This is a genomic window from candidate division TA06 bacterium (assembly GCA_004376575.1).
GTDB lineage: Bacteria > Hydrothermota > DG-26 > E44-bin18 > E44-bin18 > E44-bin18.
Window position 1 is genome coordinate 20,405 of sequence record SOJN01000148.1, and the last position, 16,360, is coordinate 36,764.

14 protein-coding genes are annotated in these 16,360 nt (G+C 50.9%); 10 read left to right on the top strand and 4 right to left on the bottom strand.

The genetic code is table 11. From position 1 onward, the window contains the following. Window positions 1-434 precede the first annotated feature (434 nt). The 10 genes from E3J62_12385 to E3J62_12430 all read left to right on the top strand — a co-directional run bounded on the left by E3J62_12385 (window position 435) and on the right by E3J62_12430 (window position 13,373). Complete coding sequence (locus tag E3J62_12385) at window positions 435-1,103, top strand: GNAT family N-acetyltransferase (protein ID TET43743.1); 669 nt, start codon at window positions 435-437, stop codon at window positions 1,101-1,103. A gap of 188 nt (window positions 1,104-1,291) precedes the next feature. Beyond that, window positions 1,292-2,422 carry a benzoyl-CoA reductase, bzd-type, subunit N gene (gene bzdN / locus E3J62_12390; protein TET43744.1) on the top strand — a complete coding sequence of 377 codons (1,131 nt, stop codon included), beginning with the start codon at window positions 1,292-1,294 and terminating at the stop codon, window positions 2,420-2,422. Between the two features lie 10 nt (window positions 2,423-2,432). Beyond that, complete coding sequence (gene bzdO / locus E3J62_12395; protein TET43745.1) at window positions 2,433-3,740, top strand: benzoyl-CoA reductase, bzd-type, subunit O; 1,308 nt, start codon at window positions 2,433-2,435, stop codon at window positions 3,738-3,740. 9 nt (window positions 3,741-3,749) lie between these two features. Then, complete coding sequence (locus E3J62_12400) at window positions 3,750-4,526, top strand: CoA activase (protein TET43746.1); 777 nt, start codon at window positions 3,750-3,752, stop codon at window positions 4,524-4,526. Further along, window positions 4,526-5,407, top strand: a complete 882-nt coding sequence (bzdQ, locus tag E3J62_12405; protein TET43747.1) for a benzoyl-CoA reductase, bzd-type, subunit Q — start codon at window positions 4,526-4,528, stop codon at window positions 5,405-5,407. The genes E3J62_12400 and bzdQ overlap by 1 nt, the downstream gene beginning before the upstream one ends. Beyond that, a complete protein-coding gene (locus E3J62_12410) occupies window positions 5,404-5,691 on the top strand; it encodes a 4Fe-4S dicluster domain-containing protein (GenBank protein TET43748.1) in 288 nt (95 codons plus the stop codon). The genes bzdQ and E3J62_12410 overlap by 4 nt, the downstream gene beginning before the upstream one ends. Window positions 5,692-5,706: 15 nt before the next feature. Beyond that, on the top strand, window positions 5,707-8,202 hold the full coding sequence (locus tag E3J62_12415; protein ID TET43749.1) for an FAD-dependent oxidoreductase: 2,496 nt from the start codon (window positions 5,707-5,709) through the stop codon (window positions 8,200-8,202). Window positions 8,203-8,212: 10 nt separating this feature from the next. After that, a complete protein-coding gene (locus E3J62_12420; protein TET43750.1) occupies window positions 8,213-9,367 on the top strand; it encodes an aminopeptidase P family protein in 1,155 nt (384 codons plus the stop codon). A gap of 695 nt (window positions 9,368-10,062) precedes the next feature. Then, window positions 10,063-11,592, top strand: coding sequence for a phenylalanine--tRNA ligase subunit alpha (locus tag E3J62_12425; GenBank protein ID TET43751.1), 1,530 nt, complete (start codon window positions 10,063-10,065; stop codon window positions 11,590-11,592). Further along, window positions 11,583-13,373, top strand: coding sequence for a phenylalanine--tRNA ligase subunit beta (locus E3J62_12430; GenBank protein TET43752.1), 1,791 nt, complete (start codon window positions 11,583-11,585; stop codon window positions 13,371-13,373). Before E3J62_12425 ends, E3J62_12430 begins: the two co-directional genes overlap by 10 nt. 12 nt (window positions 13,374-13,385) lie before the next feature. On the opposite strand, the gene hprK is transcribed toward E3J62_12430, so the two are convergent. Genes hprK through E3J62_12450 form a run of 4 tightly spaced genes read right to left on the bottom strand, consistent with a single transcriptional unit; the run spans window position 13,386 to window position 16,354 of the window. Next, complete coding sequence (hprK, locus tag E3J62_12435) at window positions 13,386-14,408, bottom strand: HPr(Ser) kinase/phosphatase (protein TET43753.1); 1,023 nt, start codon at window positions 14,406-14,408, stop codon at window positions 13,386-13,388. Continuing rightward, window positions 14,302-14,673, bottom strand: a complete 372-nt coding sequence (gene raiA, locus E3J62_12440; GenBank protein ID TET43754.1) for a ribosome-associated translation inhibitor RaiA — start codon at window positions 14,671-14,673, stop codon at window positions 14,302-14,304. Before raiA ends, hprK begins: the two co-directional genes overlap by 107 nt. Window position 14,674: 1 nt before the next feature. After that, the gene (locus tag E3J62_12445; protein TET43755.1) at window positions 14,675-15,484 is read right to left on the bottom strand and encodes an undecaprenyl-diphosphate phosphatase; all 810 of its coding nucleotides are present in this window, start codon (window positions 15,482-15,484) and stop codon (window positions 14,675-14,677) included. Window positions 15,485-15,499: 15 nt separating this feature from the next. Continuing rightward, window positions 15,500-16,354, bottom strand: a complete 855-nt coding sequence (locus E3J62_12450; GenBank protein TET43756.1) for a hypothetical protein — start codon at window positions 16,352-16,354, stop codon at window positions 15,500-15,502. Window positions 16,355-16,360: the final 6 nt, after the last annotated feature.

The following is a 16,360-nucleotide window of genomic DNA, read 5'->3' on the forward strand; positions in this document are numbered from 1 at the left end:
GGACAGCCCCCGTGTATCTCGCTTTGCGAGAGACGGGGCAGGCATGGATTTTTTGGACTTTTGACCATCTGTCTCATCGGGCCGGGGCGGGGTGTGGATTTTCGATCTTCTATTTCCATCCGTCCTGGTTCTTAGCGGTTACCGCGAAAATGTAAAAGTGTCACGCCTGGCACCCGGGTTTGATGGGAAGTAAGGGGCGTATTGGGCGATAAGCTAAAAACTTGCAGTTTTCTCTTGACAGACTTCGCGAAGTAGCCTATATTTTGTATGAGAGTTTATGGTTACCGATATTGGTTACCGGGAAGCCCAAGACCCTGAAACCACGAGATTACACGAGATTAACACAGAGAAACCTTTATCCTAGGAACAAAACCAGAATATGAGAAATCTTGTAGTAATCTGTGAAATCTGTGGTTTCAGATTGTGGGGTTGAGATGACTGAAAACGACGTAGAGGCCAAGATATTTGGGGTTCTGCAGAAGTCTGCTGAGGGGTTGCAGAGTGAGGAGATCGCCGCCAATCTGGGTCTCACCCGCCACACTGTTGCCAAATACCTTGAGGTCCTCAGAGCCAAGAACAAAATCCACTACAGAAAGGTGGGCAGAACGAAGCTCTGGAAGACCCTCTTCGCAGACATCCACATCCGCTCGCTTGAAAAAGGCGACGTAGACACGATACTTGAAATAATGTCGAACATCGGTCGTCCGACAGCAGGAGAAGAAGAAGAATCTCTATCATACTTAAGAGAGACGGTGGAGCGTCACATAGAGAGAAATGAACCCTTGATGAACCTTGGCGCAGAGCTTGACAAGAGACTGGTCGGCTTCGTCATGGGTGAGATAAGGGCGTGGGAATTCGGCCAAAGGGAGAAGACGGGCTGGATAAAGGTTCTTGGTGTTGATCCAGACTATCAGGGAATGGGAGCCGGGAGGAAGCTTGGAGAGGCACTCCTTTCCAACTTCAAAGCGAGCGGAGTAGCCAGGGTCAGGACGCTGGTTAACTGGTACGAAGGTGACCTTCTCTCCTACTTCAGGACTCTCGGTTTCAACACGCTGAACATCATACCGCTTGAAACAAAGGTCACCACGAGGGATCGAATATGAAGCAGATTCTTCGGCCTTCGACAAACTCCCCTCGATGCTCTCCCCTCGACTTCTCTCGGGAGACCGTGAAACGGCCGCTCGTAAAACGAGCCGGGCGGGCAGGCCCCGTGTATCTTGCTTCGCGAGAAACGGGGCAGGCAGGCCTCAGAATGACACGGATGAAGTAGGACAGAACCTCTGACAGGAGAATGAAGATGAAGGAGATGTTCAAGGAGTTTTACGAAGCCAGGCATGAGTACGCCAAGGAATGGAAGAAGAAGAACCGCGGCAAAGTAATGGGTTATTTCTGTACATACGTGCCAGAGGAGATGCTTTACGCCGCGGGAGTTCTTCCGGTCCGAATTCTGGGAAGCCATGAACCCCAGGACCTGACCGAACCTCACATCTTTGGGATGTTCTGCCCGTTTTGCAGAGACTGTCTGGCTCAGGGTTTGAAGGGAAGGTTCGACTACCTGGATGGTATAATGATAGCTCAGTCCTGCCTGCACGTGAGGCAGGCCTACACTTCGTGGGACCTTCACATACCTACAGAGTACTCATACTATCTCTCCACACCTCATCACGTTCAGTCTCCTCGGGCTATCCCCTACCTGGCAGGTGAACTGGAGGATTTCAAAAAGTCACTCGAAGGGTGGCTGGGCAAGAAGATAACTGATGCGAACCTTGACAAAGGTATCCAAATCATGAACACAAACAGATCGCTCCTGCGAGAACTATACGAGCTCAGAAAACAGGAAGCGCCGCCTCTCACAGGGCTCGATGCGATGTATGCTGTTGTTTCAGGCCAGATGATAGACAAGGTTGAACACAACCGCATACTTGAGGACACATTGAAGAGTCTAAAGAACAAACAGCCTGAAAGGCCAACAGGAAGCAGACTGATGCTAATAGGCAGCGAAGATGACGATACAGGCTTTATAGAGATGGTGGAATCCCTGGGAGCCACTTTTGTAATAGATGACCACTGCACTGGTTCGCGCTATATCTGGGAAGACGTAAAACCTAACGGAGACAGATTGACTGCAATAGCAGAAAGATACGTCAAACGAGTACCATGCCCCACAAAAGATTGGCCGCTGAGAAACCGCCTTCCTCACATTCTCAAACTTGCAAAGGAGTACAAGGTGGAAGGTGCAGTCATCGCTCAACAGAAGTTCTGTGACCCGCACGAACTGGACATACCCGCAATCAAAAAGCTGCTCGAAGAGAATAGCATACCCACCTTATTCCTTGAGTTGGATGTGACTGTTCCCATTGGACAGTTCAAAGTCCGGGTTGAAGCATTCCTGGAGATGCTGAGCGAAGAAGATCTATTCTGAGGAGGATAAGATGGCGAAGTATGAAACTGAACGGCTGAAGTGCTGGAACAAGGCGAAAGAGTTGAGAAAGAATTTCTACGAAGATTACGCGAAAGCCCATGAAAAGGGTGGCATAAGATGGGCTGGAGGTGCGTGGTCCATAGGTTCGATTCCGGCCGGACTGGGAAGAGACGTCTACCCGATCACTTCTGAGCCGTACGCTGCCAGCATTGCATTTGACAGACCCTTCTCAGAAGAATGCCTCGCGGCGATCGAAAAAGAAGGGTATGCCAGGGACCTGTGTTCATACATGCGCAACTACTGGGGAAGTGTTTTGTTGAACAAGTACGCCTTTGGCGGAGAGTTTCCCACTCCTGACTTCATCTGGCAGGATCATATATGCTGCAGCCACGCAAAATGGTACCAGGTGGTGAAGGACATAGAAGAAAAGGACATACCCTACTTCTGCCTTGATGTGGCTGTTGGTCCTTACAGCGAGTTGAATGAGAACAAATTGAACTATGTCGTGGGCCAACTGCACGACGCCATCGAATGGATGGAGAAGCTGACAGGCCGGAACTACCAAGACGAACTGCTCATAGAGGCGGTCAATGATGAGTGCAGATCAACATCTGTCTGGGCTGAGGTGTGCGCGCTGAACAAGGCAATACCAGCACCTCTCGATGAGAAATCCATGTATTCGCTTTATGTCCTGGGCACTCTCAAAAAGCACTCCAAGGATATTGCAGACTTCTACGAGGAGTTGAGAGATGAGGTGAAGGACAGAGTTGACCGGGGTATTGCCGCTGTTGGAAATGAACGGTGCCGGGTGATGACTGACACTCAGCCTCCCTGGGGATTCTTGAAGATATTTAGATATATGGAAAAGTTCGGTTGCATCTCTGTCGGTTCTCTCTACACCTTTGGCCTCATCGGAATGTGGGAAGACAAACCTGACGGGACGTGGGGGCCCAAGACGACCCCGCAGCAAAAGGGGATTGAAATCAAGGACAGGGATGAGGCCTTGAGAATCATTGCTGAGTGGAATCTGTCTAAGCCAGAGTGGCAGCACTTCTATCATCCAAAGCACAAGACCGACATGATGGTGAGAATCGCCAAAGAGTGGAAGCTGGACGGGGTGATGCTTCACTACAACAGGGGATGCGAGGGATTGAGCATTGGGATAGCAGAGAACAGACTTGGCATACAGGAAGCTGGATTCCCTGTCATGACCTTCGAAGGAAACATGGGAGATGAAAGAGAGTTCGATGAGGCGAAAACCGTGGGTAGAATCGACACATTCATGGAAAGTCTCGGATTCAGCAAGGATGAAGAGTAGGGGGATATGATGGTGACAGCAGGAATAGACGTAGGCGCGAAGAGCGTGAAAGTGGTATTACTTGAGAGTGGCAAGGTGACGTCCAGGAGTCTCAAAACAATTGGCCTCAACACTGAGGCGGCCATTAACGAAGCCTTTGAAAGCGCCCTCTCCAACAACGGAATCAAACGTGAAGAGATCTCAAAGATCATAGCCACAGGCGCGGGCAGAAAAGAGGTGAAGTTTGCCGACGGAGAATTGACAGAAGTCGGTGCCTCGGCAAAAGGTGCCCACCATCTCCTCGACTCGGCCCGCACTGTGATAGACATTGGAGCTGAGGAAGGTCGGGCCATAAAGGTAAACGAAAAAGGTAAGGTGGCTGACTTCGCCATAAACGAGAAATGTGCCGCGGGCGCAGGCGCCTTCACTGAAGCGATGTCAAGAGCTCTGGAGGTTGACCTGGAAGACTTCGGAAAGCTCTCGCTGAAGTCCCAGAAGGCCATTCCCATGAACGCACAGTGTGCTGTGTTTGCAGAAAGCGAAGTCGTTTCTCTTATCCACGCCAAGACCCGCAAAGAGGACATAGCCCGGGCAGTCCACGATGCGATAGCAGACAGGATAGTTTCTATGGCAAGACGTGTCGGTATCGCAAAGGACGTTATCGTGGTAGGAGGAGTTGCAAGAAACATTGGTTTCATAGATTCACTGAAACGCACTCTCGAGACTGACGTGGTTGTGCCAGAATACCCTGAGTACGCAGCAGCACTTGGAACCGCCCTACATGCGGCAGAAACCGGAGGTCAATAATGTCGCAGGATTTCTGGAGATGGACTGAATACAGAAAGACTATGCCTGATGTTGACTGGAAGAAGGCTCAAATCCTGACGGCAGGTGTCGATGTGGGATCGGTTAGCTCTCAGGCGGTCGTCATGGCGGACGGGAAGCTCTTCGCGTACAGCAACATGAGGACAGGTTCAGACAGTCCGGAGTCTGCTCAAAAAGCGATGGACTGGGCCCTTGAAGAGACAGGACTCACCCTGGATAAAATTCAGTTCACTGTGGGTACAGGATACGGCAGGGTGAACGTCCCCTTCGCCAATAGGGCGATTACTGAGATTGCATGCCACGCAAGGGGAGCAAACTATTTGTACGGCTCTTCAGTCCGGACTGTTCTCGACATGGGCGGTCAGGACTGCAAGGCGATTCGCTGCGATGAGAGAGGCAAGGTGACAAACTTTCTCATGAACGACAAGTGTGCCGCGGGAACCGGCCGCGGCATGGAAGTTTTTGCTGAGCTCCTGCAGGTACCCATAACCGAGATCGGTCAGATGTCTCTGGACATAGACGAAGAACCAGAGCCGGTATCATCGACATGCGTCGTATTTGCTAAATCTGAGGCGACGGGTCTGCTGAGGGAAGGATGGCCCAAGAACAAGGTGATAGCAGCTTACTGTTCAGCAATGGCTCACCGGATTGTCACGCTCCTGGAGAGAATCGGGATTGAAAAGGATTTCGCCATTACCGGTGGCATCGCAAAAAATCCAGGTGTGGTGACACGGTTAAACAAGGAACTGGGCATCGAACCACTCAAGACCGAATATGACACGCAAACCGCAGGGGCCATCGGCGGCGCCCTTTTTGGATACGCACTGGTGAAGAAAGGCAAAGCAAAGGCAGGTGCGAGTTGATAGCAAACTACGGGTACATGGACGGCAGCGGCCAGTACTTCATAAAGATAGACTCAGACAAGTGCGATGGATGTGGAGACTGTGTGACCGCGTGCCCGGCTGGGGTCCTTGAGGTGGGTGAAGATGAGAACGACCCATTCCGTGAGGAGCCTGTGGTCAAAGTCACTGAGGATCAACGAAAGAAGATCAAATACTCATGCGGGCCCTGTAAGCCTGTTGCCAACAGACCTCCTCTCCCCTGTATGGCAGCCTGCAAGCCCGGAGCGATCGAACACTCCTGGTAAGAGGGGACTCCAAAGTTGAAACTGGTCATAGACGGTCAGACCGTAGAGGCTAGACCGGAAAGCACAATTCTTGAAGCAGCTCTAGAGACACAGATATATATCCCTGCCATCTGTTACCATCCGGATTTGCCGACATTCTCAAAGGCTGAACCCTCGGGGGGGATATTTGGGGGAGTTGAGAAAATCACTTCAGAAGAAAATGCAAAATACCAAGGGTGCGGTCTTTGCATTGTTGAGGTGGATTGGAGAAGTGGTCCAGTCCTTTCATGTGAAACAGAAGCAGAAGACGGTATGGTCATCAAAACAAATACAGAGAAGATCAAGGACAAGAGACAGGAAGCTCTGGCCAGGATACTCAAAGACCACCCAAGAGCCTGTCTCCTCTGCACTCAAAAAGAAGGTTGTTCCAGGGAACCCTGTTCAGAGGACGTCCCTATGGAAGAGAGGTGCTGTCCATTACTGGGCAAGTGTGAGCTCGAGAAGATCGCAGACTTCGTCGGAGTCCCCCAGAACCCGGGCAAGTATAAGTCTCTGAGAATCCCGTTGCTGGACGACGAGCCGTTGTTCAAGCGAGATTACAACCTCTGCATTGGCTGCATGAGGTGTGTCCGCGCATGCAAGGACCTGAGAGGCGTTGAAGCGCTTGGATATGTAATCAAAAACGGCACCACATACCTGGGCACCATCAATGGATCGAAGCTCAAGGACGCCGGGTGCAGGTTCTGCGGAGCCTGCGTTGAAGTGTGTCCCACAGGTGCACTGACCGACATCAAGCCTTTCACCCTTTCCGAGAAAGAGAAAGTTCTTGTCCCCTGCAGGGACGCTTGTCCGGCAGGAATAGACGTACCGGCGTATGTCCGGGCAATAGGCAGAGGCGAAACGGACAGAGCCCTCTCGATTATTTACGAAAGCGCTCCTCTTCCAGGAATTCTGGGCATGGTTTGCCACCATCCATGCGAAGATGTCTGCAGGAGGAAAGAGATAGAAGAACCCATCTCCATATGCGGCATCAAACGATTTGCTGCAGAAAATGGAAAGCTGACGCACGCCTCTCCCCTGCTTCCCTCTACCGGCAAAAAGGTCGCGGTGATAGGTTCTGGTCCAGCAGGGCTCAGTACTGCCCATTTCCTGAAGCTGAAAGGCCATCAAGTTACTGTTTTCGAAAGAGAAGAGAAACCAGGAGGAATCCTAAGATACGGCATTCCCGCGTACAGGCTGCCTGATGCAGTCCTGGACAGCGAGATATCAACTGTGCTGGACGGAATTGAATTGAAGACTGAAGCTGCTCTTGGTCAAGATTTCCAGCTGAAGGACCTGGCAGACGAGGGATTTGACTGCGTGTTTCTCTGCACCGGAGCCGGAGAGAGTAAGAAACTTGAGATACCGGGCTCAGACAGTGAAGGTGTATATTGGGGCCTTGACTTCTTGAAGGAGATTAACAAGGGTGACAAACCAGCTCTCGGCGAGAACGTCGCGGTCATAGGCGGAGGAAATGTCGCCTTTGACGTTGCGCTGTGCTGCCTCAGGCTGGGAGTTCGACAGGTGACCGTCGTCTGCCTGGAGTGTAAATCTGAGATGCCCGCTTTCAATAAAGAGATAGATACTGCCAAAGAGGAAGCGGTCAGAATAATGAACTCCTGGGGACCAAAAGAGATAGAGTGCGCGGATGGCAAAGTCAAAGGAGTCTTCCTGAAGAAATGCACAGAGGTGTTCGACAAGAAAGGGAACTTCTCTCCTCAATACGACGAATCAGTCGTGGAACACATCGATGCTGACAATGTGATTCTTTCCATAGGCCAGGAGCCAGATGTGGATCTCATCTCTCTCCCTGGCATGCCAGAACACGATTCTTCAAGACTCCTTAGAGCAGAAGATACGAGAACAAACATCCCTACAGTGTTCGCTGGCGGGGATGCCACAAGAGGTCCTTCATCGGTAATTGAGGCTGTTGCAGACGGTAGGAAGGCCGCCGACGAAATCGACAGATTCCTGGGAGGCAGGGGCCCCGTTCGTACTTCCGGGCCTCAGCCCGCGAACCCTGAGATTGGTCGGGACGAACAGTTCTGTGAGCGTCTCAGAGTGGCAATGCCATGCGCTGATCCGTACGAGAGAGGAAAATCGTTCACCCCCATAGAACTTGGATATGGTGAGAAAGAGGCAGGCATCGAAGCAAACCGTTGCCTTCAATGCGACCTGAGACTACAGATTACTGAAGCTACTCTTCCTCCTGAGAAGTGGATACTTCTTGATCGTGAAGCTTTGAATGAAATCCCTGAAAAGGAAGGCGTGTACCAGCTGGCAGGCGAGAAGAAGATGGTGACAAAGATAGCCGGAACTCAGAATCTTCTACAATCACTCACGGCCGAACTGGACAGTGAAAATGGGAAGTACTTCTGGTTTGAGGAGGACCCGATGTACACGAAACGCGAAAGTGAGCTCATACAACAACATCTCCAGAAGTACGGTGAACTGCCAGGAGCAGGTGAAGAAGACCTGGATGACCTCTTCTAGGTGAACCGTTATGCATCGTATTGAGAAACTGCAAAAGACCCTGGCCGACCACAGTCTAGTTGCGGCGTTTCTTCTTTACCACCGTGACGTTTACTACTATGCAGGTACTGCAAGACCAGCGTCTCTTGTTGTGACTCCGGATGATGCAGTCTTGTTCGTCAGAAGGGGAGTTGATTGGCTCGGCGACGAACCGAAACTGAGTGATGTCCGTGAGGGAGGCTTAGGTTCAATCCTTGATTGGCTGAAGGCCAAAGGTATACAGACGGGTAACGCAGGAATCGAGATGGATATCGTACCTGCAGACATGTACGTGAAGCTGAAGATGCTCCTCCCCGGTTTGGAGTTTGTGGATGTTTCCACGTTCATAATCGAGCAAAGGCTCATTAAAGACAAGGATGAGATAAAATCAATAAGGGGAGCATGCCGAATGGTCGAACAATCACACAAACACCTTCCCGATATCCTGAAAGAAGGGATTACTGAGCTTGAACTCTCAGCAGAGCTCGAATCGGTAGCTCGCAGGCACGGCCACGAAACCTTCGCAGTACTCAGGAAGAGGTTGGAGACGGAGATGGGCTACGCACTCATTCTCTCTGGTGAAAGCACCAGAGCGATCGGTGGTTATGGACAGGTCGTAACAGGAAAAGGGTTGAGTCCTGCTTTTCCGTATGGCCCTTCGCTTAGAAAGGTGAAACGAGGGGATGTGGTCGTGTTTGACATCGCAGGCCTGAGCCAGGGATACCACTCAGATCTGGCAAGAACCTACTGTCTGGGGAAAGCGTCTGATGAGATGCTGGAAGCCCATGCAGCACTTGTTGCCATCCAGTCGGCAATGCTGGACGCTGCAAAGCCCGGGGTACCGGCAAATCAGATATACAAAACTGCAATCAAGAAAGCAGAAGCAATGGGTTGGGCCGATTACTTTCAGGGACACGGTAAAGAGAAAGGGACTTTTGTCGGGCATGGACTGGGTCTTGAGATAGACGAGCCGCCGCTTCTGAGCCCCAAAGATGGAACTGTGATCGAAGAAAACATGACATTCACCACAGAGCTGTTCATCGTGCATCCTGAGTTTGGCGAGGTTAAGCTGGAGGACACTCTGCTCATGACGAAAGACGGGCCGGAACTTTTGACGACATTGGAACGGACAATAACTGAAATATGAACTACAAACTGCAAACTGCGAAAGAAATAACCGAAGTACAAAGCGAAAAAGACCCGTGGTGTCGTTGGAGACCACGATGTATTTTTCGTCCTGAGCGGGAGCGAAGGATCCCCTGAGCCCGAGATTGCTTCGCTATCGCTCGCAATGACAGTACCTCTATTCCGTGTAGCCCAGGAAGTTCAGAGTTTGGAAGCTGACGACTGACAACTGATAGCTTCTGCTGTGTCGTACAGCCTACAGCGAGCCAAATAGGTCCAGCTGAAAAAGACCCACACTGTCGATAGACAGGGTAAGGTATTTTTCATCCTGAGGGAACGCCGAAGGACCTCCTGAATGCTTCTATGTCACTGGATGAGACATATTTGGTCCTTCATCGGCGTGAGCCGATGGAGGAGAAGCCATGCCTGCCGCGTTTCTCGTGAAGCGAGATACACGGGGCCTGCCCCGCCTCAAGACATGAACGAGGCAGGTTGCGATGGGTGTCTTGACCCCCTCACTGTGAAGACAATATACACGCGGAAGCTTTCTTAGCCCCATCCCACCCACACCCAGCCGCAGTAGCCTTCAGTTGTCAGCTCTCAGCCAAGCACACAAGTACGGAGTACAGCTGATAGCGTATTGCGTACAGCCTGCAAAATAGGATTGACTTTGATGCAAATTCACCTAGAATATGGACTTAAAGTTTTGGAGAAGCGATGAGAAAACTGCCAGAAAACGAATATGTAGCCTTGACGACTCTCAGCCGACTGGAAAGGCCAGCACCTTTTGACAGCCTGGTTGCTCAGTCTGGTATGGACCAATCCAAACTAATGGCCGCTGCCATATCCCTCAAGGAGCAGGACCTTATAGTAATCCAGGAGGAGGCAGGAACTCTCATTTCCCTTGCTGACAATGGGAAGATATATGCTGAGCAACTCTTCCCGGAGAGGAGAGCCCTGAAAGCCATCCAGGATGCCGGAGGAAAGGTGAAGATCTCTACTCTCGCCCAACTCATAGATATACCGGATCTCGATTCCAGAAGAATCGTAAAGTGGCTTTCCCAGAAGGGCTGGTGTGCAAAAGAAGAGGACAACCTCGTAGTAACGGACAAGGGAAAGCAAGCAGCCAAAAAAAAGGGCCAGGACGAAATGCTTGTTGATGTGCTTTCCCAGAAAGGCACTGCTGACATCAAGTCCTTGAAGGAGAATGGCATTGATGTTGAGGCCGCCCAGCGACTTCTCAAAGGAAGAACCCGAATCGTTAAGGTAAGATCGAAGAAGCTGAGACTTGTGAACCTCACAGAGAAAGGCAAGAAACTAGTATCGGAAGGGATCGAACCGGAAAAGCAAGCTACCACACTTACCTATGAGATGCTGGCAACAGGCAAGTGGCGCGAAGTCAGTTTGAAAAGCTATGACGTGAGTCTCCCAGGTGCTGTCACCTACCCTGGCAAAAGCCATCCTTTGAGAAGAATCATAGACGAGGCCCGCCAGGTCTTCCTGGAGATGGGTTTCACCGAGATAGTCTCGCCTTACGTGGACTCTTCCTTCTGGGTATTTGACGCACTCTTCCAACCCCAGGATCACCCCGCAAGGGAGATGCAGGACACGTTTTACATGTCCGCTCCCAGGCGATCGAAGCTTCCTCCGAAGAAGTTTGTCGAACCGGTTAAAGCCACTCACCAGAACGGCGGAAAAACTGGGAGCACAGGCTGGGGGTACAAGTGGGACATAGAAAAAGCAAGGAGAAACGTACTCAGGACACACACCACAGCAACGACCATCAGATACCTGGCAGCACATCCTGAGCCGCCCCAGAAGGTTTTCAACATCGGCAGGAATTTCAGAAGAGAGAAGATCACTTTCAAGCATCTCATAGAGTTCTACCAGGTGGATGGAATAGTGATCGACGAAAAGGCGAGTCTGTCCACTTTGCTTGGGACCCTGGCTGAATTCTATAAGAAAATCGGATTCCCAAAAGTCGTGTTCAGGCCGTCGTTCTTCCCTTACACAGAACCGAGCGTTGAGGCCTTTGCCTGGCTTGAAGCCAAAGATGCCTGGATCGAACTTGGAGGAGCTGGCATCTTCAGAGCCGAGGTTACCCGACCTCTTAACTGCCACGTCCCCGTTCTGGCCTGGGGTCTGAGTATTGAAAGAATCGCCATGATGAGATTTGGCCTGAGTGACATAAGGAAATTGTACTGGTCCGACATAGACTGGTTGAGGGAGGCGGAGCTATGCCGGTAATGGGAATTCCGCTTGACGCCCTCTACAGGCTCGTTAAGAAAAAGATCGAGAAGAAAGAGCTGTTCGCTCTCCTCACCAGTCTGGGCTGTGATGTGGAGGGCTACTTCGAGGTCGAGCGATTCAAATGTACAAGATGCGGTGAGATAGTCGAACTCACATCCCAGGAAGACTCGCTAGGTGAATGCTCTTCCTGCGGTGTGGAGTTTGAGCCGGGGAAAACCATGCTCAGCATAGGTATGAGCGAAGTTGTCAGAATGGAGCTTCTACCAGCGAGGCCTGACATGTTCGACGTGGGCGGCCTGGCCAGAGCCATACGGGGATACCTGGGTCTTGAGGTTGGCATGCCGCGTTATCCGCTGCAGCCGTCGAACATGCTTGTCAAGGTGGCCAAATCAGTGAAGGGCGTAAGGCCCTGCATCGCCTGTGCTGTCGCCAGGGGAATGAAGCTCGACTACGAAACGATAAAGGCAGTTATGAAGATGCAGGAGAATCTCCACTGGGCCCTTGGCAGAGATAGAAGAAAAGCATCAATCGGAGTCTATGATCTCTCATCCCTGAGACCCAATTTTGTATACACAGCCTATGGCAAGAAAGAGATGAAGTTTGTGCCACTCGGGGGAATGCCCGGAGGCAGCACCGAGCCGACAACTCTGGAGAATATTCTTGAGCGCCATCCTAAGGGGATGGCATACAAACATCTCCTGGAAGACTATCAAGTCTACCCCATTCTCATTGACTCGGCAGACCAGGTTCTGTCCATGCCGCCCATTATCAACAGCGAGGAGACTAGAGCGGGAATTGAAACAGAAGACCTGTTCGTAGATGTGACCGGTCACGACAGGACAAGCGTGGAAAGGACCCTCAATGTTTTTGTGTGTTCGCTCGCGGAATTGGGCGCCAGGATTGAAACCGTCAGAATCGCCGATACTACCGAAGAGCTGCGCACCCCCAATCTTGAATCAAGAGAGTCTATCCTGGTTTCCGAGCACGCCTCCTCTTTGATAGGAATCGATATTCCTCCTGACGATTGTGTCAGGCTTCTGAAGAAGATGCGATTTGATGCTTTCACGTCAGAAGAAAAGATACATGTGAGCATACCTCCCTTCAGGACTGACATCATGCACGAGTACGATCTGATAGAAGATATTGCTATTGCCTATGGCTATCACAACATAAAGCCTGCTCTCATTCCAACCATGACAATCGGCGCACAAAGGCCCCTGGAGAGAACTTCCGCACGGCTCAGAAACTGCATGCTGGGCCTCGGATTCTTGGAAGTGGTCACGACTCTGCTTTCTAATCCCCAGAAGAACTACGGTCTTTTGCAGAGAGAAGATGACAACAGGGCACCGAAGATAGAGAACCCCTCAACAGTTGAACATACAATTCTGAGGACCCACCTCATCTCAGGTCTTCTGGAGATGTTCAAGATCAACAGAACCCGCAAGATGCCTCAGAAGACGTTCGAGCTTGGTGATGTTTCTCTCATAGAAGAAAAAGGAGAGACCGGAACGGTTGATAAGAGAATTCTCGCCGGTGCAATCATGGATCCAAAGACTGGATTTTCAGAGATAAAATCGTGTGTCGCGGCTGTTATGAGAGAAACAGGCAGAGATTTTGACCTGCGCCCTGAAAATGATCCTTCCTTTATCAAGGCCAGGTGTGCGGGAATATACCTGAAAGATTCGAAGATAGGAATATTGGGGGAGATTCACCCACAGGTTCTTGAGAACTTCGAAATAGTACAACCTGTCTCCCTTTTCCACATGGCAGCTGAGTAGGATTCCACACCCTCATTCCCAATCCATCTCCTCGTGACCCCCCATCAGTCTGATCAGTTTTTCATCGAATTCAACAGCAGGGTTATATCCCCATACCTTCAGGAGTTGGGTCCTGGCAACGACTTCACACAGTATGGCCACATTCTTACCTGGGATAAGGGGTATGTGTACATAAGGAATTTCTACGCCCATTATTTCTCTGGTCTCTTCCTCTATCCCCAGCCGGACTTCAGACGTTGCCCGCGTCCACTTGACAAGTTCAACCTCAACCTCTATCCTCTTCTGGAGCCTTATAGCCGTTATTCCATATATGGCGTAGACATCCACGAGCCCCACTCCCTTGATTTCCATATGGTGGCTCAGGCCTGCCTCAGGGGGATTGCAGGAAGAGCCAATCAGAATGTTGTTGCTCTGCTTTACGATCCTCACTGTGTCGTCTGCAACGAGCCTGTGTCCGCGTTCAACCAGAGCCAGGGCCGCCTCGCTTTTGCCTATGCCGGGCGCTCCTGTCAGCAAAAGCCCCATGCCGAAAACATCAACAAGGGTAGCATGGACAGTTTTTTCTGCAGCGAGCGCAAAGTTCAAGTATTCTGTTAACACTAGAATGAAAGCTCCTGTTTCCATTGATGTTACCAGTATGGGGACCCCTCTGGCATTGGACATTCTCCGAAGAAGAGCGGGTACTGGCTGAGAGTTCGTCACCACCATACAGGGGATGTTTCCCCAGGATAGCTTGCTAAGGGCACTCTCCATTTCCTTCTTTCCCAGGTGATTCAGGTAGGAGATTTCGTTCTTGCCCAGAACCTGAATCCTATCATTGGGGAAGAATTTCAAATAGCCGGCCAGCGCCAGTCCCGGCCTGTGTATGTCAGGCGACCTCACCTCCCTGTCAACACCTGTCTTCCCGGATACCAGTTTCAGCCTGAACTCATTCTCCCTGTCCGAAAGAATCCAGGCTATCTTTGTGCTCTTCACCTTTGTCATCATACCTCCCTGTGCCAGCCTCTTTTTTCTTATCCCTGTTTCTTTCTTCATAGCGTCTGAGCTGCCTGGACATCTTATCAACCGCGTCTTCGATCACATCTACAAGGTCGAATCCCTTCGATTTGGCACTGAAGACCTTGCGTCGGGCAGTCACATTCAATTCAAGAAGCAAACCTCTCCCGTCCTTTTCGACTATCACGTGGGTACTGACTAGGTGTCTTGAGAATCTGGCAAGTTTTTCTACTTTGGCTTCGAGCATCCTCCGAACTTCCCCATTAACAAGAATACCGTGTCTAACGGTCACGTCCACATCCATCCTACGATCCCCCTTTCAACCTGATAGTCCATAAAATGAAACTGGCTACACCAACAAACCAACAGTAAAAAGAAAAGTAGGATAATCCGCCCTTCCTCACCAGGGCGAGCAATAACCTAACAGCGGCATATCCCACAACGAAGGCGCAGACCATGCCTACGAGATAATGGGACAGGGACTCCAATCCAACCTCTGACATTCTGAAGAAGTCGTAGACACTGATGATAAGAATTGCAGGAACGGCAAGGAGGAAAGCGAAGTCGGCCGCCTCTGACTTGTTCATTCCCCTGAAAATACCTGTACTTATCGTCACGCCAGACCTGGAAATCCCTGGAAGAAGCGCGAATGCCTGCGCAAATCCAACCAAGATGGAGTCGAGAACTCCTATTTTTTGTCTCCTCTCCCTGGAAAAGCGAGTGAGAAAGAGAATGATCCCCGTCACGAGAAACAAAATACTTATTGTGTATACTCTGTCAAACAGATTCTCTATGAGCTCGTGAAAGAAGTAACCGAAGAATAAAGCTGGCACCGTTCCAATTGCAAGATACCCAATAAAAAGTAGATTGCCAGCGTCACCCGGACGCCTCTTCCCTACTACTGCTCTGGCTGAGGATGCCAGCAGCGCGCTGAGCTTCCTGTAATAGACGCCCACCAGCGCGAGAAGAGTGCCAAAGTGGAGGAAAATCTCCATGTGTATATCGGGAGGTCGACCGCCCATCAGCTTTTGAGCCAGCGCCAGGTGACCTGAACTGGATACGGGCAGAAACTCCGTAAGCCCCTGAATCAAACCGAGGATTATTGCTCGAACCACAGTGAGAGTCTCCCCTCAAATCCTGCCTACAACAAGAGCCACGAGGCCGGCGACCATGTCCATTTTGAGCAACGTAGACGCCCGGCTTGTGCTCATCCAACTCCTGCGAGCTATCAAGGAAGCAACGATAACTGCCACGACCAGATCGACACCAACCAGAACAAATATCAGATAGAGCGCTCCGTAGAGACCAAACACAAACGGCAACGGTGTCACCAATATGAGCAAGGCGAAAACCGCTGCAGAAAGGAGAACCCCTGCTCGTTCACCGAACAGAACAGGGAAGGTCCTTGCTTGCACACTTCTATCTCCCTTCACGTCTGCAACATCCTTCACTATTTCTCTGCCCAGATGAAAGAGGAAGGCAAACGCAGCAGGGAACAGTGCTCCCACAGGATTTCTGACCGCCACACCTCCATAGATGAAAGCGAGTGCGGTAAGCATGCTGACCAGGAGGTTCCCCCACAACCCCTGCCTCTTCAACCACACGGCATAAGCAACCAGCAGCGCACAGCAAGAAATGGCCATCAATAACGCGGAGAAACTTATCAGCCAGGAGAGTAGGATGCCCAGCGAGAAGAGTAATACGCCAATAATAGAAGCAGCTCTACGGGTGAGCAGCCCGGAGGGTATAGGCCTTTTCGGATTGTTGATGGAATCAGTCTCTGAGTCAGACACGTCGTTTATTGCGTTTCCGGCACCAAGAATCATTCCCGCAGATACGCATGCCAGAAGAACCTTCAACGCCAATAAGGTGCCGGAAAGGTAGGACCCGATTGCAACAGATATACCTACGATCAACACATTGACAGGCCTGATTATGCCCAAGCAGCCCCTGATTCTGTCAGCAAACCTGAGGTCGTTTCTCATAGGCTT